Source organism: Herbaspirillum sp. SJZ099 (assembly GCF_007828355.1).
In the GTDB taxonomy this organism is placed as follows: Bacteria; Pseudomonadota; Gammaproteobacteria; order Burkholderiales; family Burkholderiaceae_D; genus Herbaspirillum.
In genome coordinates this window covers 341862-362506 of record NZ_VIUO01000004.1, presented here as the reverse complement: position 1 = coordinate 362506, position 20645 = coordinate 341862, and the positions used below count along the sequence as shown (strand labels likewise).

General features: G+C 63.5%; 17 protein-coding genes and 1 tRNA gene. 6 read left to right on the top strand and 12 right to left on the bottom strand.

Annotation, left to right across the window (positions count from 1 at the left end):
- Positions 1 to 31: 31 nt before the first annotated feature.
- The 4 genes from FB597_RS11815 to FB597_RS11800 all read right to left on the bottom strand — a co-directional run bounded on the left by FB597_RS11815 (position 32) and on the right by FB597_RS11800 (position 4185).
- Positions 32 to 886 carry an ABC transporter permease gene (locus FB597_RS11815; protein ID WP_144769623.1) on the bottom strand — a complete coding sequence of 285 codons (855 nt, stop codon included), beginning with the start codon at positions 884 to 886 and terminating at the stop codon, positions 32 to 34.
- 184 nt (positions 887 to 1070) lie between these two features.
- On the bottom strand, positions 1071 to 1898 hold the full coding sequence (locus tag FB597_RS11810; protein ID WP_141912457.1) for an ABC transporter ATP-binding protein: 828 nt from the start codon (positions 1896 to 1898) through the stop codon (positions 1071 to 1073).
- A 150-nt stretch (positions 1899 to 2048) separates the two neighbouring features.
- Positions 2049 to 3062 (bottom strand): ABC transporter substrate-binding protein, encoded by a 1014-nt coding sequence (locus FB597_RS11805; protein WP_144769622.1) that lies wholly within the window; start codon positions 3060 to 3062, stop codon positions 2049 to 2051.
- 76 nt (positions 3063 to 3138) lie between these two features.
- The gene (locus FB597_RS11800; protein ID WP_144769621.1) at positions 3139 to 4185 is read right to left on the bottom strand and encodes an ABC transporter substrate-binding protein; all 1047 of its coding nucleotides are present in this window, start codon (positions 4183 to 4185) and stop codon (positions 3139 to 3141) included.
- A 147-nt stretch (positions 4186 to 4332) separates the two neighbouring features.
- Here FB597_RS11800 and FB597_RS11795 point away from each other — a divergent pair, with 147 nt between their 5' ends.
- Both FB597_RS11795 and FB597_RS11790 read left to right on the top strand, forming a co-directional pair.
- A complete protein-coding gene (locus tag FB597_RS11795; protein ID WP_141912450.1) occupies positions 4333 to 5004 on the top strand; it encodes a response regulator in 672 nt (223 codons plus the stop codon).
- Positions 4997 to 6400 carry a sensor histidine kinase gene (locus FB597_RS11790; RefSeq protein ID WP_144769620.1) on the top strand — a complete coding sequence of 468 codons (1404 nt, stop codon included), beginning with the start codon at positions 4997 to 4999 and terminating at the stop codon, positions 6398 to 6400. Before FB597_RS11795 ends, FB597_RS11790 begins: the two co-directional genes overlap by 8 nt.
- A 214-nt stretch (positions 6401 to 6614) precedes the next feature.
- Here FB597_RS11790 and FB597_RS11785 read toward each other — a convergent pair.
- The 4 genes from FB597_RS11785 to FB597_RS11770 form a co-directional block, all read right to left on the bottom strand.
- Positions 6615 to 6689, bottom strand: a tRNA-Val gene (locus FB597_RS11785).
- A gap of 129 nt (positions 6690 to 6818) precedes the next feature.
- Positions 6819 to 7556, bottom strand: a complete 738-nt coding sequence (gene dnaQ, locus FB597_RS11780; protein ID WP_144769619.1) for a DNA polymerase III subunit epsilon — start codon at positions 7554 to 7556, stop codon at positions 6819 to 6821.
- 39 nt (positions 7557 to 7595) lie between these two features.
- Complete coding sequence (gene rnhA, locus FB597_RS11775; protein WP_141912443.1) at positions 7596 to 8030, bottom strand: ribonuclease HI; 435 nt, start codon at positions 8028 to 8030, stop codon at positions 7596 to 7598.
- A 76-nt stretch (positions 8031 to 8106) separates the two neighbouring features.
- Positions 8107 to 8874 (bottom strand): class I SAM-dependent methyltransferase, encoded by a 768-nt coding sequence (locus tag FB597_RS11770; RefSeq protein ID WP_144769618.1) that lies wholly within the window; start codon positions 8872 to 8874, stop codon positions 8107 to 8109.
- 17 nt (positions 8875 to 8891) lie between these two features.
- Between FB597_RS11770 and gloB the strand changes: the two genes are divergently transcribed.
- The gene (gloB, locus tag FB597_RS11765) at positions 8892 to 9734 is read left to right on the top strand and encodes a hydroxyacylglutathione hydrolase (RefSeq protein WP_186442774.1); all 843 of its coding nucleotides are present in this window, start codon (positions 8892 to 8894) and stop codon (positions 9732 to 9734) included.
- A 344-nt stretch (positions 9735 to 10078) separates the two neighbouring features.
- Positions 10079 to 11611 (top strand): transglycosylase SLT domain-containing protein, encoded by a 1533-nt coding sequence (locus FB597_RS11760; protein WP_141912439.1) that lies wholly within the window; start codon positions 10079 to 10081, stop codon positions 11609 to 11611.
- A gap of 361 nt (positions 11612 to 11972) precedes the next feature.
- Here FB597_RS11760 and FB597_RS11755 read toward each other — a convergent pair whose 3' ends face one another.
- Genes FB597_RS11755 through FB597_RS11740 form a run of 4 tightly spaced genes read right to left on the bottom strand, consistent with a single transcriptional unit; the run spans position 11973 to position 17545 of the window.
- On the bottom strand, positions 11973 to 13562 hold the full coding sequence (locus FB597_RS11755) for an ABC transporter ATP-binding protein (protein ID WP_255517154.1): 1590 nt from the start codon (positions 13560 to 13562) through the stop codon (positions 11973 to 11975).
- Complete coding sequence (locus FB597_RS11750; RefSeq protein WP_141912437.1) at positions 13559 to 14623, bottom strand: ABC transporter permease; 1065 nt, start codon at positions 14621 to 14623, stop codon at positions 13559 to 13561. Before FB597_RS11750 ends, FB597_RS11755 begins: the two co-directional genes overlap by 4 nt.
- Positions 14620 to 15690, bottom strand: a complete 1071-nt coding sequence (locus FB597_RS11745; RefSeq protein ID WP_141912434.1) for a microcin C ABC transporter permease YejB — start codon at positions 15688 to 15690, stop codon at positions 14620 to 14622. Before FB597_RS11745 ends, FB597_RS11750 begins: the two co-directional genes overlap by 4 nt.
- 46 nt (positions 15691 to 15736) lie before the next feature.
- Entirely contained in the window at positions 15737 to 17545 is a 1809-nt protein-coding gene (locus FB597_RS11740) for an extracellular solute-binding protein (RefSeq protein WP_144769617.1), read from the bottom strand.
- A gap of 358 nt (positions 17546 to 17903) precedes the next feature.
- Here FB597_RS11740 and fabI point away from each other — a divergent pair, with 358 nt between their 5' ends.
- Positions 17904 to 18686, top strand: a complete 783-nt coding sequence (fabI, locus tag FB597_RS11735) for an enoyl-ACP reductase FabI (RefSeq protein ID WP_050467021.1) — start codon at positions 17904 to 17906, stop codon at positions 18684 to 18686.
- A 386-nt stretch (positions 18687 to 19072) separates the two neighbouring features.
- Positions 19073 to 20569 carry a DEAD/DEAH box helicase gene (locus FB597_RS11730; RefSeq protein ID WP_141912428.1) on the top strand — a complete coding sequence of 499 codons (1497 nt, stop codon included), beginning with the start codon at positions 19073 to 19075 and terminating at the stop codon, positions 20567 to 20569.
- Positions 20570 to 20645: the final 76 nt, after the last annotated feature.

The following is a 20645-nucleotide window of genomic DNA, read 5'->3' as shown; positions in this document are numbered from 1 at the left end:
CCGCTATTTTAAAACGTTTGGCGCATCCCGATCAGAAGGCCTGCGGACGCCACTTCAGCAGGCGGCGCTCCAGCGCATGCAACAGCCAGTCCGCCGCCAGCGCCACCACCGCCAGCACGATCATCGCCGCGAACACGCCGCTGGCGTTGAAGGCGCCCTGGGCGGTCGAGATCAGCAGGCCGATGCCCTGCTTGGAACCCAGGAACTCGCCCACCACCGCGCCCACCAGCGCGAAACCGAAGCTCACGTGCAGGCTGGCCAGGATCCACGACAGCGCCGACGGGATCACCACCGCAGTCGTCACCTGGCGGCGCGACGCGCCCAGGATCTGGGCGTTGGCGATCATGTAGCGGTCGGCTTCGCGCACGCCCTGGAAGGCATTGGCGAACACCACGAAGAACACCATCACCACCGCCAGCGCCACCTTGGAGGCCATGCCCAGGCCGAAGGCGATCACGAAGATCGAGCCCAGCACCACGCGCGGGATCGAGTTGGCGATCTGGATATAGAGGCTGAAGACGTCCGACAGCAGCTTGTTGCGGCCCAGCACGATGCCGGCGATCACGCCGGCCACCGAGCCGATCAGAAAGCCCAGCACGGTTTCTTCCAGCGTCACCAGCACCTGGGTCCACAGCGGGCCTTGCGACGTGCCTTCGACCATCCATTCGTAGATCTGGGCCACGATCAGCGTCGGCTGCGAAAAGAAGAAAGGATCGATCCAGCCGATGCGGGCGAACAGCTCCCAGCCACCCAGCACCACCACCAGGATGGCGATGCGCAGGCCGACGACCAGGTTGCGGCGCGCGCGGATCTTGCGCTGCGCCTCGGCTTCGACCGCGGCGATATCCTGCATCGCCGCGTTGTGTGTGGTTTGTGCTTGTGTCATGTTGCTCACCTGTGATGTTCAGAATTCAGAGTTGCCTGCTATGCGTTCCCTTCGATACGCGGCCTTGCCGCTACTCAGGGCGCTCAGGGCGAACGGGTGCCGGGAATGGGAGGCGCCGGAGAAAGCCGTTCTGGCTGAGTAGCCGCACAGCGGCGTATCGAAGCCCATCTCCGGCGACAGCGCATCAGGCGATATGCACTTCTTCGCGCAGGTCGCTCCAGATCTTGCGCGAAATGTCGATGAAGCGCTGCTCGTAGCGCACCTCTTCCATGACGCGCGGGCGCGGCAGGTCGATCGGGTAGACGCTCTTCAGGGTCGCCGGGCGCGCGGTCAGCACGTAGACCTTGTCGGCCAGCGCGATCGCCTCTTCCAGGTCGTGGGTGACGAACACCACCGAGCCGGAATGGGCTGTCCACAGTTGCAGCAGCTCGTCTTGCATCAGTGTGCGGGTCTGCATGTCGAGCGCGGAGAACGGCTCGTCCATCAGCAGGATCTCGGGGCTGTTGATGAAAGTCTGCGCCAGCGCCACGCGCTTGCGCATGCCGCCGGACAACTGGTGCGGGTAGTGGTCGCCGAACTTGTCCAGGCCGACGCGGCGGATCCATTCGTCGGCCAGCTGGTGCGCCTGCTCCCTGGACTTGCCGCGGAACATCGGGCCGGCAGCGACGTTGTCGCGCACGCTGCGCCACGGGAACACGGCGTCGTTCTGGAACACGAAGCCGATGCGCGGGTCGATGCCGTTGACCGGCTGGCCCATCACGCGCACTTCGCCCATGGTCGGCTGCAACAGGCCGGTGATCAGCGACAGCGTGGTGGACTTGCCGCAGCCGGTGGGGCCGACCACGGCGACGAACTCGCCGCGCGCCACGCTCATGGAGAAGTCGCGCAGCGCCACGGTGGCCTTGCCATCCGCGGTAATGAAACGGCAAGTCACATTGCGCAGCTCGATGGCCGGCGTTTCCTGGCTGCCGGCGGCTGGCTTGGCGAAAGCGTTTGGGTTGATCGCATTCATCTTGATGCTCTTTCCTGGGCTGAGTGATCCCCTGACGCGTACAAACGCATCATGGTCGTTGGCAAAAAATCGGAGAAAACAGGGACCGGTGCTGCTGCCGCAAGAGAAGCGGTCCCGCTCCCCTCTTCCGGCCCCGTCAGGTTCGCAGGCTTACTTCACCTGGCTCACGAACTCGTCGGTGTAGGTCCTGGACAGGTCCACGTGCTTGCCCTTGACGTTCGGATTGAAGCCCGCCAGCACGGCCAGCACGGTTTCCGGGCCGCCCTTGGGCATCCTGCCGTCCGGCGAATACATCGGCAGCGAATTGTTCAGGGCCTGCACATAGAGCGCCTTGTTGTTGCCGTAATAATCCTTGGGCATCTTGTCGGCGATCTGTTCGGCGCTGTGGGTATGGATGAACCTGAGCGTCTTGACGAAGGCGCGCGCCAGCTTTTGCGCCTCATCCTTGTGGCCGTTGAGCCAGCTGCGCTGGACATACAGGCTGGAAGCCGGATACAACCCGCCCAGCGCCTTGACGGTGCCTTCCACGGTGCGCATGTCGACCAGCACCTGGGCATCGCCGGTCTTGAGCATCAGCGAAGCGGTCGGTTCGGTGGTCATGCCGGCATCGATGCGGCCCTGCTTCATGGCGGCGATGAAAGTATTGTCGGCGCCCACCGGCAGCACCGAGAACTCCTTGGAGCTGATGCCGTGGCGCGAAGCCAGGTACTGGGTCAGGAAGTTGGTCGACGAGCCCAGGCCGGTCACGCCCAGCGTCTTGCCGCGGGCGTCGGCCATGCTTTTGAAGTTGGGCGCGGCCTTGGTGGAAACCAGCTCCACTTCGCCCGGCACCTGGCCGAAGATGGTGATGGCGGTGATTTCCTTGCCCTTGGTCTGCAGGTCGATCGAATGGTCATAGAAACCCACCACCGCCTGCACCGCGCCGGCCAGCAGTTCGTTCTCGGCGTCCACCCCGGCCGGCTGCGATTGCAGCTCGACGTCCAGCCCTTCTTCCTTGAAATAGCCCAGTTGCTCGGCCAGCTTGGCCGGCAGGTAAACCATCTTGGTGATGCCGCCCACCATGATAGTGATCTTGCCGGCGGCCAAGGCCTGGCCCGGCAGCGCGGCCAGGGCGGCGCTCGCCACGGCCAGCGACAAAAGGGTGCGGCGGATATTCTTGTTCATGTCAGTCTCCTGTTGGATGATGCCCGGGCGCAGGCCAGACCTGCGCAAACCTGCGAATTCTAAGCCTTGTGCGTTTTTACCTGACCTGGTCGACGAACTCGTTGGTATAAGTCTTCGACAGGTCGATGTTCTTGCCCTTGATGTTGGGGTTGAAGCCGGCCATTACCTTGAGCACCTGCTCCGGGCCGCCGGCCGGCATCTTGCCGTCGGGCGAATACATCGGCATGGAGGCCTTGAGCGCCTGTACGTAAATCTTCTTGTCGCCGCCGTAGTAGTCCTTGGGCATCTTGTCGGCGATCTCTTCCGGCGTATGGGTCTGGATGTACTTCAGGGTCTTGACGAAGGCGCGCGCCAGCTTTTGCGACTCGGCCTTGTGGCTGTTCATCCAGGCGCGGTTGACGTACACGCTGGAAGCCGGATACAGGCCGCCCAATGCATTGCGCGTGCCTTCCACGCTGCTCATGTCGACCAGTACCTTGGCGTCGCCCGAGGCCAGCAGGATGGAGGTGGTCGGTTCGGTAGTCCAGGCCACGTCGATGCGCTTTTGCTTCATGGCGGCGATCAGGGTATTGCCCGCGCCCACCGGCAGCATCGAATAGTCGGAAGTCTTCAGCCCGGCGCGGCTGGCCAGGTATTGCGCGATGAAACTGGAAGAAGAGCCCAGGCCGGTCACGCCCAGCGTCTTGCCCTTCAGGTCGCCCATGCTCTTGACGCTGCCGGCCAGGTCGGCGCGCACCATCTCCATGCCGCCCGGCACCAGCAGCAACTGGGTGATCGAGGTGACTTCCTTGCCCTTGCTCTGCAAGTCGATGGAGTGGTCGTAGTAGCCCACCACCGCCTGCACGGCGCCGGCCAGCAACTCGTTCTCGGCGTCCACGCCGGCCGGCTGCGACTGCAGTTCGACGTCCAGGCCCTCTTCCTTGAAGTAGCCCAGGTTCTCGGCCAGCTTGGGCGGCAGGTAAATCAGCTTGTTGATGCCGCCGACCATGATGATGATCTTGTCGGCCGCATGGGCCTGCGGGGCCGACAGCGCCAGCGCGGCCGCCGCCACGGCGGTGGCGCCCAGCGCCAGCAGGGAGCGGCGAATGACGGAAGCCTGGAACACACGGGCGTCTTGACGCATTATGATTGTCTCCTGATGTTGGTGGTGGATGGTCTGGCGCCATCTTTACTGATTTGTCCGCGTATTCTAAGAAGCCGAAACCTTCATCCAGCTTTCCAAAAAACCGCTTTTTTATTTGCACCGCAACAAAACCAACGAGACATTTGCATGAAATTGCTCCTGATCGAAGACAACCCGCAGCTCGCCCATTGGCTTGAACAAATCCTGAAAGAACACAAGTTCAGCGTGGATATCGCGGCTGACGGCGAGATCGCCGACCAGGTTCTGCGGGATGAAAACTACGACGTGGTGCTGCTCGACCTGATGCTGCCCAAGCTGGGCGGAAAGCACGTCCTGCGGCGCCTGCGCGAGCGCCACAACGGCGTTCCGGTGATGATCCTGACCGCCAGCGGCTCGATCGACGAAAAGGTGGAATGCCTGGGCGCCGGCGCCGACGACTACCTGGTCAAGCCCTTCGAGATACGCGAGCTGGTGGCGCGCATCAAGGTGCTGATCCGCCGCCAGACGCCCGACAAGGCGGCCGAAATCCATTGCGGCGACCTGGTCTACGACAGCAACACGCGCCAGTTCGCGGTGTCCGGCAACACGCTGGCGCTGCCGGCGCGCGAGCACGACGTGCTGGAAATCCTGATGCTCAAGCAGGGCAAGACGGTATCCAAGACCGCCCTGATGAAAGGCATCTTCAGCCTGTCGGAGGAACCCAGCGCGGACGCCATCGAAATCTACATCTCGCGCCTGCGCAAGAAGCTGGATGCCTCCAGCGCCGCCATCATGACCCTGCGCGGACTGGGCTACCTGCTCAAGCAAAAAGATGATTGACAGCCTGCGCCTGCGGCTGTTGCTGTGGCTGCTGATCCCGATGACGGTATACGTCGGCCTGTCGGCCAGCGACGCCTATGACAACGCCGTCTCCAGCGCCACGCTGATCCAGGACCGCGCCCTGCTGGCCTCGGCCCGCATGATCGCCGGCCAGGTCACCTGGCAGGATGGCGCGCCGGTGGTGTCGGTGCCGCCCGCGGCCCTGGAAATGTTCGCCTCGCCGGCGCAGGATGCGGTGTACTACCAGGTGCTGATGGACGACACCACGCTGCTGGCCGGCCGCCCCGACTTCCCGGTCGACCCGGACTTCGCCGCCATCCATCCGGTCTATACCACCACCGTGTTCGAGGGCCGCGCACTGCGCGTGGCCAGCTACATCCGCGCGCTGTATGACGAAGGCACGCTGCGCATGGTGGCGGTGTCGGTGGGCCAGACCATGCAAGGCCGCCAGCAAATGCTGGAAGACCTGTGGCAACCGTCGCTGCGGCGCCAGATCGTGCTGTTGCTGCTGGCGGTGGCGCTGGTGGTGCTGGGCCTGACGATAGAGTTGCGCCCCATCCTGGCGGTGAAAGACCAGTTGGCCGCACGCGACCCCAATTCGCTCACGCCGCTGCGTACCGGACAATTGCAGTTGGAGTTGCGCCCCATCGTGGAAGCGATCAACCAGTACATCCAGCGGCTCAACGCCCAGGTGATCGTGCAAAAACGCTTCGTTGCCGATGCCGCGCACCAGTTGCGCACGCCGCTGACCGTGATCGACTCGCAAATCCAGTTCGCGCGCCAGCTGGACGATCCGGCGCGCCTGCCGCAGGTGCTGGCCGCGCTGCACGACAGCAGCCGCAACATGACCGACCTGACCAACAAGCTGCTGCAACTGTCGCAGGCCGAAGCTTCCAACAGCAGCGCCTTCCCGCGCGGGCCGGTGGACCTCATGGCGGTTGCCGCCACTGTGCTGGAAGAGCTGGCCGGGCTGGCGCTGAAAAAGCATATCGACCTCGGCCTGGAAACCGAACTGGAGCGCGCCCCGGTCAACGGCAATGAAGCGCAACTGGCCGGCATGCTGATGAACCTGATCGACAACGCCCTGCGCTACACGCCCGACGGCGGCAAGGTGACGGTGGGCATCGCGCGCGAAGGCGGCGATGGCCAGGCGGGCGGCAACGGGCAATTTGTCGTCACCGTTAGCGACAACGGCCCCGGCATTCCGGCCGAAGTACGCGAGCGCGTGTTCGAGCGCTTCTATCGCAACGCCGCGCCAGACCAGCCCGGCTCCGGCCTGGGCCTGGCCATCGTGCGCGAGATCGTGCAGGCCTCGCAAGGCAGCGTGGTACTGGATGCCCCCGCAGAAGGCAGCGGCCTGGTCGCGACGGTCAAGCTGCCTGCGCTGCCGGGTTAAACGTACCCGCGCCGCAATGGCGACCTGACTATCGGTCTTGCAAATTGATCAAAGAAGCTTTGCAGGCGACATCGTGAAGATGAGGCTGGATGATGGGCGGCCACGATCAAGGAAGGCCCTTCGATGGATCTTCCGGAGCAGGGTTTCGGCAACAGCGAGGCCAACGCCCGGAAACGAAAAAAGCCAGCGCGAAGCTGGCTTTTTTCATGGATCCTGGTGGAAAGTGCAAGTTTCGAACTTGCGACCCCTGCAGTGTGAATGCAGTGCTCTACCCCTGAGCTAACCTTCCATTTGAACAACGCCGCATTGCTGCCGTGCTGTTCGAGAGGCGAGATTATGACATAAGTTTTCCGGCTTGGGCAAGGGGCTTGTAAATAATTCGCGCACTTCCGTTGCCTGATGCGACAACCTTGCCGCATCAGGCCGGCGGCGCGTCGGCCGCTTCCGGCGGGGGCGGTTCGAAACGCCACACGCAGGTGCCCCGGACTTCCTTGTCGAGCTGGTTGAGCACGTCTTCATGCAGGCGCTGGTCTTCTTCGCCAGCAGCGACCACGATCACCTCGGCCAGCGGCGCCAGCTCCAGTGCGGCGCCGTCGGCGCCCTGCTCGTCGCCGCTGCCCAGGTCCATGGTCAGCGAATTCTGGCCGCGCGTCATGGCCAGGTAGACCTCGGCCAGCAGCGCCGCATCCAGCAAGCCGCCGTGCAGGGTACGGTGGGCGTTGGCGATGCCGTAGCGGTCGCACAGCGCGTCCAGCGAATTGCGTCGGCCGGGGTGCAGCTCCTTGGCCATCTGCAAGGTGTCGATCACTTCGGCCACATGCTCGGAAAACGGCGGCAAGTCCAGCAGCGCCAGTTCGGCGTCGAGGAAGCCGACGTCGAAGGGCGCGTTGTGGATGATGATCTGCGCGCCGCGCACGTAGTCGAGGAATTCAGCCGCGATCTGCCTGAAGGTCGGTTTGTCGCGCAGGAATTCGGTGGTCAGCCCGTGCACCGCCAGCGCGCCCTCTTCGGAGTCGCGCTCGGGGTTGATGTAGTGGTGCAGGTTGTTGCCGCTCAGTTGGCGGTTGAGCACTTCGACGCAGCCGATTTCAAGGATGCGGTTGCCGGCGCGCGGCGACAGGCCGGTGGTTTCGGTATCGAGGATGATCTGACGCATGGTGGCTCCTGCTCTTTGTCTCTGTATCTCTGTATCGACTTACTTGATGCTGTCGACGCCGCGGTTGGCCAGTTGGTCGGCGCGCTCATTGCCGGCGTGGCCGTTGTGGCCGCGCACCCAGCGCCATTCGACCTTGTGCTGCGCCTGGGCGGCGTCCAGCGCCTGCCACAGGTCGGCGTTCTTGACCGGCTCCTTGCTGGCGGTCTTCCAGCCGCGCGCCTTCCAGCCGTGGATCCATTCGCTGATGCCCTTCTGCACGTACTGGCTGTCGGTGTGGACCACCACGTCGCAGGGGCGCTTGAGCGCGTTCAGGGCCTGGATCACGGCCATCAGCTCCATGCGGTTGTTGGTGGTGTTGCGTTCGCCGCCGAAGATTTCCTTTTCCTGGCCGCCGGCCACCAGCAATGCGCCCCAGCCGCCCAGCCCGGGGTTGCCCTTGCAGGCGCCATCCGAATAAATCTCTACTTTGTCCATGCTTGTCTGTTCTGGCGCTGCGCGCCCATTGGTTGCCGCCGGGGCCGCGATCATACCCGATCCGGCCGGCGGCGGTTCATTCCGATTTGTGGATACGGTTGGTGGCCGGCATGCCCCTGGGCGCCTTGACCTTCTGCCGGCTCAGGGCCGGGCCGACCAGGCGCATACCGGGCACGCGCTTGATCGCCTGCACGATATAGACCGCGCCGAAATACGGCCACCAGCGGTCGCCGGCCTTTTCCATGAAGCCGAAGCGGTTGAGCCACTTGTCGGTTTCGCAGGGCGGGGCGTAGCAGCCGAAATGGCCGCGGTTGACTTCCATGTTGAGCAGCTTCAACCAGTCCTTGAGACGCGGCAGGCGGATGAATTCGCCGTCGCGCGGCAGGAAGTGGGCGCCGGTCAGGCGGCCCGCTGCCTGGCGCATGCCCCACAGGCTGCTGGGATTGAAGCCGCAGATGATCACCTGCCCTTCCGGGATCAGCACTCGCTCGACCTCGCGCAATACCTGGTGCGGTTCGGCGGCGAACTCCAGCACGTGCGGCAGCACCACCAGGTCCAGGCTCTGGGTGGCGAACGGCAGTTCGCAGAAATCGTGCGCCAGCACTTGCGGGATTTCCAGCGCGGACTGGTTCTCGCCCGGCATGGCATTGTCGGTCAGCCAGCGGTAAGGCATGCGGTTGGCGGCCAGCGCGTGGATCTGCGGCGAACCGATCTGCACGGCGTTGAAACCGAAGATGTCGGCCGTGAGCGTATTGAGGTGGCGTTGCTCCCAGGCGCGCAGATAAGCGCCGGTCGGCGTCTGCAACCAGGCTGCGAGGTCTATAATTTCCGGATTGTCACTCATTTATACGATCGCGCCTTATGACCGAGCAGCCAGCCACGCCAGCCAAACCGGATCGGGAAACTTCATTGGATGTCCTGGCCGTGCCGGCCTTCAGCGACAACTACCTGTGGTTGATTCATAACGGGCGCTATGCCGCCGCGGTAGACCCGGGCGACGCCGGGCCGATCCTGGCCGCGCTCAAGGAAAACGGCCTGACGCTGGCCGCTATTCTACTGACTCATCACCATGCTGACCACGTCGGCGGTGTGGTCGAATTGGCCGAACGCGCCAGGAGCGCCGAATTCCCTGCCATTGCGGTGTACGGCCCGGCGCGCGAACGCGCGAAAATCGCCGGCATGACGCAGCCGCTGGCCGAAGGCGACCGGGTCAGCCTGCCGCACCTGCCGCTGGAGCTGGCCGTCATCGAGGTGCCGGGGCATACGCTGGGCCATATCGCCTACCACGCGGCTGGCGCGGGCCTGCTGTTTTGCGGCGACACGCTGTTCGCCGGCGGCTGCGGCCGCGTGTTCGAAGGCACGCCGGCGCAGATGGTGGATTCGCTTGCCAGGCTGGCCAACTTGCCGGGAGACACGCGCGTCTATTGCGCCCATGAGTACACCATGTCGAACCTGAAATTCGCGGCCGCGGTGGAGCCCGACAATGGCCGGCTCGCGGACCGGATCAAAGAAGAGCAGGCCAAGCGCGACCGCGGCCAGCCTACCGTGCCTTCGACCATCTGGCTGGAGCGCAAAACCAACCCGTTCCTGAGGGCGACCCAGCCCACCATCGTAAAATCACTGCAGGATGCCGGACGTTTGCAGACGTTTGGCGAAGTTGAGAGCTTCGCTGCGCTACGCGAATGGAAAAATACCTACAAATAAACCGACGATCCCGGCGACTTGGCGCCAAAACCCAAGCAAATCAAGGATTTGGCTTTGTAACAGCGGCCAATTTTTACTTGACTGCGGAAAAGGGTCTTCCGTACACTCCCCCCATTCCCCATTTTGGCGCGCTGGTTTTTACACATTTTTACTGAGAAAAACCGCGCCAGGTGCGAATCGTGCTTGGGGGAAATCCGAAGCTTCCTGCCTTGCATTGCCGCCATGACTGCCGAACGATCATGAAATCGTTTTCCGGCAGAAGGCGTTGAGCTTACCGACTGCGGAGCTCTGCAAGGGAAGCGCCGAATGCAAACTTTAGCCCTCTGGCACAGGATAACGCCCCCATGCAGCGAACACTGAAGAAACTCGCTTTAGCCGCTCTGTTTTGCGCAAGCACCCCGCTGCTCTCCCACGCCAACGACATCTCGATCTACCCCGCCCCCTTCAATGCGATCAATCCCGAGCTCGGCGCCAATGCGCTGCCGGGAATGAACGACATCGATATCTGGACGCGCATCCGCAAGGGTTTCGGCATCCCCGACCTGGACAACAGCCTGGTCGAGAGCCAGACGCAGTGGTACAGCTCGCGCCCCGACTACATCCAGCGCACCACCGTACGCGCCTCGCGCTACCTGTTCCACGTGGTGCAGGAACTGGAAAAGCGCGGCATGCCGACCGAACTGGCGCTGTTGCCCTTCATCGAATCGGCGTTCAACCCGGAAGCGCTGTCGACCGCCAAGGCGGCCGGCATGTGGCAGTTCATCCCGTCCACCGGGCGTGACTACAACCTCAAGCAGAACATGTTCACCGACGAGCGGCGCGACGTACTGGCCTCGACCGACGCCGCGCTGACCTACCTGCAAAAGCTGTACGGCATGTTCGGCGACTGGCAACTGGCGCTGGCGGCCTACAACTGGGGCGAAGGCTCGGTGCAGCGCGCCGTCAACCGCAACCTGGCGGCCGGCCTGCCGATCGACTTCAACACGCTGTCGGCGCAGATGCCCAATGAGACGCGCAACTACGTGCCCAAGCTGCAGGCGGTGAAGAACATCATCGCCAACCCCGGCGCTTTCGACATCGCCCTGCCCAAGGTCGACAACCAGCCCTACTTCGTCACCATCGGCAAGACCCGCAACATCGACGTCAAGGTCGCGGCGCAACTGGCCGAGCTGTCGCTGGACGAATTCAAGGCGCTCAACCCGCAGTTCAACCGCCCGGTGATCATCGGCAGCGAAGACACCAAGATCCTGCTGCCGGAAAACAATGCCGAGAAATTCAAGGCCAACATGTCCAAGTGGACCCAGGCCTTCACCAGCTGGACGGCGCACACCGTCTCCAGCGCCCGCGAGCGCATCGAAACCATCGCCAGCAGGTTCGGCACGACGCCCGAAGTGATCCGCAGCGTCAACCAGATCCCGCCGCGCATGGTGCTCAAGGCCGGCTCCACCATCCTGGTGCCCAAGACCGAGCAAACCACCTCGCTCGATACCGAGCTGACCCCGGAAATCGCCGACAACGCCCGCCTGGCCATCGCCCCGGACGTACCGGAAACCCGCCGTATCTATGTCAAGGCCGGCAAGCGCGACACCCTGGCCGGCATCGCCGGCCGCTATCGCGTGAGCGTGGCGCAGATCAAGGAATGGAATGGCTTGAAGCGCGACGTGCTGGCCGCCGGCCAGAGCCTGCAATTGCACGTGCCCAACACCGCGCATGCCGCGCCGACACGCACGGCAGCCGCGCGCCGCACAGCGCCGGCACGCCGGCAAGTCGCCGCCGCCCGTGCGCCGGTGCGCAAGGCAGCGCCGGCCCCGGCGCGCAAGGTGGCGGCGGGCAAGCCGCTCACGCTGGCATCGGGCAATAGCGCGCGCAAGCAATAAGCCGCCATCGGAGGCATGCCCGCCGATGCAAAAAATCCGGAGGATGCCGGAGGAGACGAGCGCAGTTCGACTGCCATCACAACAAGAAACCAGAAAGCCCCGCGCAAGCGGTAATGCCGTTCAGTTAAGCGCTGAACGGCATTTTTTCTTGGGAAGTTCCAGCTCCGTTCGCCCTGAGTAGCTGCGCAGCAGCGTATCGAAGGGCAGGCAAGACCGGGAAAGGCCGACACGCTGGCTTCGATACGGCCCTGGTGGGCCTACTCAGCCCGAATGGATGCCGATGACTGAGCGAGAGTCAGCCCAACTGAACGGCACTGCCGCAAGCGGGACTTATTGTTTGCACCGCAACGGCTACATCGCATCACGCCGCGTAAGACGCCGCCAGCAAACGCTGCGTATAGGCATGCTGCGGGCGCTGCATGATGTCTTGCGTGTCGCCCCGCTCCACCACCTTGCCGTCCTTCATCACCAATACCTGGTGCGCCATGGCGCGCACCACCGCCAGGTCATGCGTGATGAACAGATACGCCAGGCCGTGGCGGCGCTGCAGTTCCGACAGCAGTTGCAGCACCTGCTGCTGGACGGTGACATCCAGCGCCGAGGTCGGCTCGTCCAGCAGCAGCAATTCGGGCTGCAGCACCAGCGCGCGGGCGATGGCGATGCGCTGGCGCTGGCCGCCGGAGAATTCGTGCGGATAACGCTCCAGCACCGAATCCGGCAAGCCGACTTCGGCCAGGGCGTCGGCAATCTTGCGGCGCTGCTGTTCAAGGCTCAATCCGGGATGATGCAGCGCCAGGCCTTCGCCGACGATCTGCTCCACCGTGCGGCGCGGCGATAGCGAGGCATACGGATCCTGGAACACCACCTGCATGCGCGAGCGCATGGGGCGCAGCACGCGGCTGGGCGCATCGGCGATGGACTGCCCGTCGAAGCGGATCGCCCCCGCCACCTGGGCGCCGGACAAGCGCAGCAGCGCCATGCCCAGGGTCGACTTGCCGGAGCCGGACTCGCCGACGATGCCCAGCGTTTCGCCGCGGCGCAGTTGCAGGTCCACGCCATCGACCGCCTGGAACAGGCGCTTGGAGAACCAGCCCTGCTTGATCTTGTAGGTGCAGCGCAGTTGTTCGGCCTGCAGCACCACGCCGGCATCCGGCGCGACATCGGCAACGCTGCGCTGCGGACGGCTTTGCAGCAGCTTCCTGGTATAAGGCTGCTGCGGGTTGGCGAAGAGTTCCTCGGTGGAGGCGGTTTCAACCAGCTTGCCCTTTTCCATCACGCCCACGCGGTCGGCGAAATGGCGCACCAGGTTGAGGTCGTGGGAGATGATCAGCACCGCCATGTTTTCATCGCGCTGCAACTGGTTGAGCAGTTCCAGGATCTGCACCTGGATGGTCACGTCCAGCGCCGTGGTCGGCTCGTCGGCGATCAACAGCTTCGGCTTGCAGGCCAGCGCCATGGCGATCATGGCGCGCTGGCGCTGGCCGCCGGAGAGCTCATGCGGATACGCCAGCGCGCGCCGCGCCGGTTCCGGGATGCCGGTTTTCTCCAGCAGTTCCACCGTACGCTGCGCGGCCTGTTTGGCGTTGATGCCTTCGTGCCGCATCAGCACCTCGGCAATCTGGTTGCCGATGGTAAACAGCGGATTGAGCGCGGTCATCGGCTCCTGGAAAATCATCGCCACATCCTTGCCGCGCACCTGCTGCATCTGGCGTTCGCTTTTTTGCAGGATGTCTGCGCCATCGAAGAGGATTTCGCCGCCGTATTGCGCATCCTGGTTGAGCCTGAGCACGGCCAGCGAACTGACCGACTTGCCGGAGCCGGACTCGCCCACCAGCGCGAACTTCTGCCCCGGCGCGATCGAAAAGCTGACATCGTCCACCACGGTGGAGCCACCGAAGCGGATCACCAGGTTGCGGACTTCCAGCAAAGGGGCGCCCACGTTCGCGCTCATGCTTTCCTCCGGACATCGAGGGCGTTGCGCAAGGCATCGCCGATATTGGTCAACAGCAGCAGCATCACGGTCAGCACGAGGAAAGTCGACAGCGCGATCCACCAGGCGTCGAGATTGTTCTTGCCTTGCGCCAGCAGCTCGCCCAGGCTGGGCGTGGACGGCGGCACTCCGAGCCCGAGGAAATCCAGGCTGGTCAGCGCCAGGATCGCCGCGCTCATGCGAAACGGCAGGAAGGTCACCACCGTGGTCAGGCTGTTGGGCAGGATGTGGCGCCAGATGATCTGGCGGTTCGACAAGCCCATGGCGCGCGCGGCCTGCACATATTCCAGGTTGCGGTTGCGCAGGAAATCGGCGCGCACGTAGTCCGACAGTCCCATCCAGCCGAACAGCGACAGCAGGATCAGCAACAAACCCAGGCTGGGCTGGAAGATCGAGGAAAAGATGATCAGCAGGTAAAGCTCGGGCATCGAGCCCCAGATCTCCAGGATGCGCTGCATGAACAGATCGGTGCGCCCGGCGAAGTAGCCCTGCAAGGCGCCGGCGGCGATGCCCAGCACCACGCCGATGGCAGTCAGCGCGATGCCGAACAGGACCGAGATGCGGAAACCGTAGAGCAGCCGCGCGAACACGTCGCGCCCGCGGTCGTCGGTGCCCAGCCAGTTGTCGGCAGAAGGCGCGGCCGGGTTGGGCGCTTTGGAGAAGTAGTTCAGCGTGTCGTAGCTGTAGCGGTTGAGCGGATAGACGGCCCAGTTGCCGTCTTTCCTGAACTGCTCCTGGATGAACGGATCGAGGTAGTCGGCCGGCGAATCGAAGTCGCCGCCGAAGCTTTTGTCGGAATAGTCGCGCAGCATGGGAAACATCAGTTGCCCGTTGTAGTGCGCCACCAGCGGTTTGTCGTTGGAAAACAGTTCGGCGCCGAGACTGACGACGAACAGCGCGGTGAAGATCACCAGGCTCCAATAGCCGCGGCGGCTGGCGCGAAAGCGCAGCCAGATGCGGCGGCTGGGCGAGACCGGGGGCGCGGCGGCGACAGCGGTTGCGGGTGTTTGCATTGCGCTCATTTGGCCAGGCTTTCGAATTGCAAGCGCGGATCGGCCCAGACGTAGCAGAGGTCGCCCAGCAGCTTGACCACCAGGCCGATCAGCGTGAACAGATACAACGTGCCCATCACCACCGGATAGTCGCGCCTAATCACCGACTCGTAGGACAGCAGCCCCAGTCCGTCGAGCGAGAACAGCGTCTCGATCAGCAGGCTGCCGGCGAAGAAGGCGCCGATAAAGGCGGCCGGGAAGCCGGTCACCAGCGGGATCAGCGCATTGCGGAAAACGTGCTTGTAGAGCACCTTGTTTTCAGAGAGCCCCTTGGCGCGCGCGGTGAGCACGTATTGCTTGCGAATCTCTTCGAGGAAGGTGTTCTTGGTCAGGATCGTGGTGACGGCGAAAGAGCCGGCCACCGAAGCCGTCACCGGCAGCGTGATGTGCCACAGGTAATCGGCCACCTTGCCTGCCAGTGACAGGTTTTGCCAGTTGTCCGAGGTCAGTCCGCGCAACGGGAACCATTGCAAGAAACTGCCGCCGCCGAACACCACCAACAGGAACACGCCAAGCACGAAGCCGGGAATCGAGTACCCCACCAGTACCAGCGCACTGGTGGCGGAATCGAAGGCGCTGCCTTCGCGCACAGCCTTGGCAATGCCCAGCGGAACCGAAATCAGATAGGTCAGGAAGAAGGTCCACAGGCCAATAGTGACCGACACCGGCAGCTTGGACTTGACCAGCGTCCAGACATCGCCGTGATGGTAAAAGCTCTTGCCCAGGTCGAAACTCAGGAAACCCTTGAGCATCTGGCCAAAGCGCTCGATGGGCGGCTTGTCGAAGCCATAGAGCCGCTTGATCTCGGCGATGCGCTGCTCGTCAATGCCCTGCCGGCCCCGGTAGCCCGCGGCACCAGTGGCGGCGCCGCCGCCCGAAGCCTCGCCGCCGCCGCTGCGTCCTTTCATCTCCAGCATGGCCTGCTCTACCGGGCCGCCGGGAACAAACTGGATCACTGCGAAGGTGATGGCGATCACGCCGAACAGCGTGGGCACCATCAACAGCACCCGCTTCAATATGTAGGACCAGATATTCATGCGTGCAACCATCCTTGTTCAAGTGCATGGCGGGCCATTGCGATGCTCATCGCGCCTTCTCCTCCCACCAGCTGCCGATCACGTAAGGGTCGGCCTGGTAATACAGCGGCGCCGTCCGGGGAATGCCGAACCGGTTCCGGTAAGCGATGCGGTGAGTCGACGAATACCAATGCGGCACCACCAGGTACTTGTGCAGCAACACCCGGTCCAGCGCGCGCGCAGCCGCAGTCAGTTGCGCGCGCGTTTGCGCGGCCACCAGCGCCTGAACCAGCTGGTCGACCACCGGGTCCTTCAGGCCCCATACATTGTTGGAGCCTTTCTGGTCGGCAGCCTTGGAGCCGAACATGTCGAACATCTCGTTGCCCGGACTGCTGATGTCGGAAAAGCGGATGCTGGTCATGTCGAAATCAAAATCTTCCATGCGCTTGGCCACCAGTGCATAGTCGGCGCTGCGCTGGGTGACGTTGATGCCGAGCGTACGCAGGTTGCGCGCGAACACGCTGATGACGCGCGACATCGAACTCTGGTCGTCCAGAATCTCGAAGGACAACGGCACGCCCTGCGCATTGCGCACCGCGCCGTCGCGGTAGACCCAGCCGGCTTCGGCCAGCAAGGCGCGCGCCCGGCGCAGGTTTTCGCGCAACGAACCAGGGGGATTGGTGCTGGGCGGCACCGGCGCCGGGCCGAACACGGCCGGATCGAGCTTGCCGCCCCTGGCTTGTATCGACTTCAGCAAAGCCAGTTCATCGCCCTCGGGGATGCCGGTGGCCGCCAACGGACTGTTGTTGAAGAAAGAATAGATCCGCGTGTACTGGCCATAGAACAACTGGCGGTTCATCCATTCATAGTCCAGCGCCAATCCTATCGCCTGCCGTACGCGCCGATCCTTGAACTGGTCGCGCCGCAGGTTCATGACAAAACCCTGCATGCCGGCGCCATTGGAATGCCTGAACTCCTTCTTGATGATGCTGCCGTCGCGAAACTGTGGGCCGGTGTAGCTGCGTGCCCAATTCTTGGCGCTGTATTCGACCACCACGTCGAACTCCCCGGCCTTGAAGGCCTGCAGCCGCGCCACATCGTCCGAATAGAAGCGGTAGACGACGCGCTCGAAATTGTAAAAGCCCCGCCGGCTCGGGATCTCGTTGCCCCAATAGCCCGGATTGCGCCGGTAGGTAATGCTGCGGCCGACGTCATAGCTGTCGATCAGATAAGGCCCCGTCGTGATCGGCGGCGTCAACTGGATCTGGTCGAACGGCGTGCCTTGGGCCCATTTCTTTGAAAACACCGGCACGCTGCCCACGACCAGGGGCAGCTCGTGGTTCTTGCTGGCGAAATCGAAACGCACCGTGGCCGCATCGACGACCACGCAGTCCTTCACGTCCGCAAACACCGACTTGAATTGCGGCGCCCCCTTGGCCATCAGCGTATCGAAGGAATACTTGACGTCCCCGGCCGTCACCTTGTCGCCGTTGTTGAACCGCGCTGCCGGGTTCAGGTGGAAAGTCACGGACATGCGGTCTTCCGCCAACCGGATATCGTCGGCCAGCAGACCATAAACGGTCGCCACCTCATCCGCGGAAGCGGTCACCAGCGTTTCGAACATCAGTTCGGACACGCCTGCCGCCGCCACGCCCTTGAGCGAAAACGGGTTGAACTTGTCGAAACTGGTGCGGCGGTCCGGATTGGCGAGATACAGCGTGCCACGCTTGGGCGCGTCCGGGTTGACGTAGTCGAAATGGGTGAAACCGGCGGGATACTTGGGAGTGTCGTAGAGCGAGAAGGCGTGTGCGGCGGCGGCGGGATTGCTGTGGATCAGGACAGCGGCCAGCAGGCAGGAGAAAAGGGGTTTGACCATGCGGTGTTTGTCTGTGCTCTCGGTGGCATTGAGTCGTTTCGCAAGCCGGCGGCAAGCCGCCAACAACAGGCAAGTCCCATGCCCACCCCGCCGGAAACGATTACGTTCGGGGAATTGTAAATAGATGGGCGATTACAGGGAAGCAATTAAAACAATTAAGCAATTGCGCACCGGACCGAGGGAGACAGCCCGATGGCCGCAAGACTGCCCCGGCGCCGCAAAGGTTGCCCCGGTTGCCGCAAGCCCCTACAATCTTGGCCTGTCCCAGCCCGGCGCCCGCGCCGCTACCACCACCGGCCGCAACCGGCGCCCGCCCGACAAGGCGAAAGGCGCCTGCGGCGGACCATACGGAGTCATCATGGCATTTCTGCAAGGCAAAAAAATTCTGATCACCGGCTTGCTGTCCAACCGTTCCATCGCCTACGGCATCGCCGAAGCGTGCAAGCGCGAAGGCGCCGAACTGGCGTTTACCTATGTGGGCGAGCGCTTCAAGGACCGCATCACCAAGTTCGCCGAAGAATTCGACAGCAAGCTGATCTTCGACTGCGACGTCTCCAGCGATGAGCAGATCAATGCCCTGTTCGCCGACCTCGGCAAGTCCTGGAGCCAGCTGGACGGCCTGGTGCACGCCATCGGCTTCGCCCCCAGCGAGGCGATCGCCGGCGACTTCCTGGAAGGTTTCTCGCGCGAAGGCTTCAAGATCGCCCACGACATCTCGGCCTACAGCTTCCCGGCCATGGCCAAGGCCGCCATGCCGCTGCTGTCCCCGAACGCCGCCCTGCTGACCCTGACCTACCTGGGTTCCGAGCGCGTGGTGCCCAACTACAACACCATGGGCCTGGCCAAGGCCTCGCTGGAAGCCTCGGTGCGTTACCTGGCCGAAGCGCTGGGCCCCAAGGGCGTGCGCGTGAACGGCGTGTCGGCCGGCCCGATCAAGACCCTGGCCGCCAGCGGCATCAAAGGCTTCGGCAAGATCCTGGGCGCCGTCGCCGCGACCGCTCCGCTGCGCCGCAATGTGACCATTGAAGACGTCGGCAATGCCTCGGCCTTCCTGCTGTCGGACCTGGCCTCCGGCATCACCGGCGAAATCACCTACGTCGACGGCGGCTTCTCGCGCGTGGTGGGCGGCATCGCCGAATAACCACAGGATATCGGGGCTGGCCAAGAACACCTGATGCCAAACTCGATGTTTTACTGTATGATTCTGCTTGTGCATCGCAATATGCGGTGCGCAAGCGAGTCAGGCAGTGAGAACCTATTCAGTTCAGCGTACTCAAACCGACCGCTTAAGTTAGCTTCGCAAGCCTTACCTGTCAGTAAGACAAGTTTTCAGTAAAAGCCCTCCCGCCTCTGGCATCGTTCAATGATGCCGTCCCGGCGCAAAGCTTTTGTGCCGAAATTTCTTTGTATTTTTTCATAGTCATTTCGTCGGTTGGCGTTGCTTTTTTTCGTTCAGGCCATTGATGCCCGGCGCGCTTGTGCGCGCCTGCCGAATTGTGTCTGACGTTCACATTCACGAAAGAGATTATGACTTTTGAAACACTTGGCCTGAACCCTTCGATCATCAAAGCATTGACCGAGGCAGGCTATACCGTCCCGACCCCCGTCCAGGAAAAAGCCATCCCCGCCGCCATCGAAGGCCAGGATCTGCTGGTGTCCTCGCAGACCGGTTCGGGCAAGACCGCAGCCTTCATGCTGCCGTCGCTGCACAAGCTGGCAGACCTGCCGCAGGCAGCGCCCGCAGCCCGTACCCCCAACCAGGAACGCCAGGCCAACCGTGCCCGCGGCGAGCGTCCGCGCTTCACCCCGGCGCAACCCAAGATGCTGGTGCTGACCCCGACCCGCGAACTGGCCCTGCAAGTGACCACCGCCACCGACAAGTACGGCTCCTACATGCGCCGCGTGCGCGTGGTGTCGATCCTGGGCGGCATGCCTTACCCCAAGCAGATGCAATTGCTGTCGAAGAACCCGGAAATCCTGGTGGCCACGCCGGGCCGCCTGATCGACCACATGGAGTCCGGCAAGATCGACTTCTCGCAACTGCAGATCCTGGTGCTGGACGAAGCCGACCGCATGCTGGACATGGGCTTCATCGACGACATCGAAAAGATCGTCGCCGCCACTCCCGACACGCGCCAGACCATGCTGTTCTCCGCCACGCTGGACGGCGTGGTCGGCAACATGGCCAAGCGCATCACCAACAACCCGCTGACGATCCAGATCGCCGGTTCGGCCACCCGCCATGAAAACATCATGCAGCGCGTGCACTTCGTCGACGACCTGTCGCACAAGAACCGTCTGCTGGATCACCTGCTGCGCGACACCACGATGGACCAGGCCGTGGTGTTCACCGCCACCAAGCGTGACGCCGACACCATCGCCGACCGCCTCAACATCGCCGGCTTCGCAGCCGCCGCGCTGCATGGCGACATGCACCAGGGCGCGCGCAACCGCACCCTCAACGGCATGCGCCGCGGCCAGGTGCGCGTGCTGGTGGCCACCGACGTCGCCGCGCGCGGCATCGACGTACCGGGCATCACTCACGTGTTCAACTACGACCTGCCCAAGTTCGCCGAAGACTATGTGCACCGTATCGGCCGTACCGGCCGCGCCGGCCGCAAGGGTGTGGCGATCTCGCTGGTCAACCACGCCGAAGGCATGCATGTGAAGCGTATCGAACGCTTTACCAAGCAGACCATCCCGGTTGACGTCATCGAAGGCTACGAACCGAAGAAATCGGCTGCCCCGCGCAGCAACACGCGCAAGCCGGGCGGCTGGCGCCCTGGCGATGGCGGCCGCAGCAACGCCGGCGGCGGCAATCGCTTCGGCAACGGCAGCCGCGAAGGCGGCGCGCCCCAGCGTGAAGGCGGTTTCGGCAACCGCGAAGGCCGCAGCTTCGGCGGCGCCAAGCCGCAAGGCAGCGGCCCGCGTCGCGAAGGCAGCGGCGGCGGCTACAAGGGCAACAACGGCGGCGGTTTCCGCTCCGACAGCAACGGCCCGCGCCGTTCCTATGGCGACCGCTGATCGGCCGCTTTAGCCAACAGCAAACAAAAAACCGCTTCAATTGACATTGAAGCGGTTTTTTTTCGTCCTGCCAGGC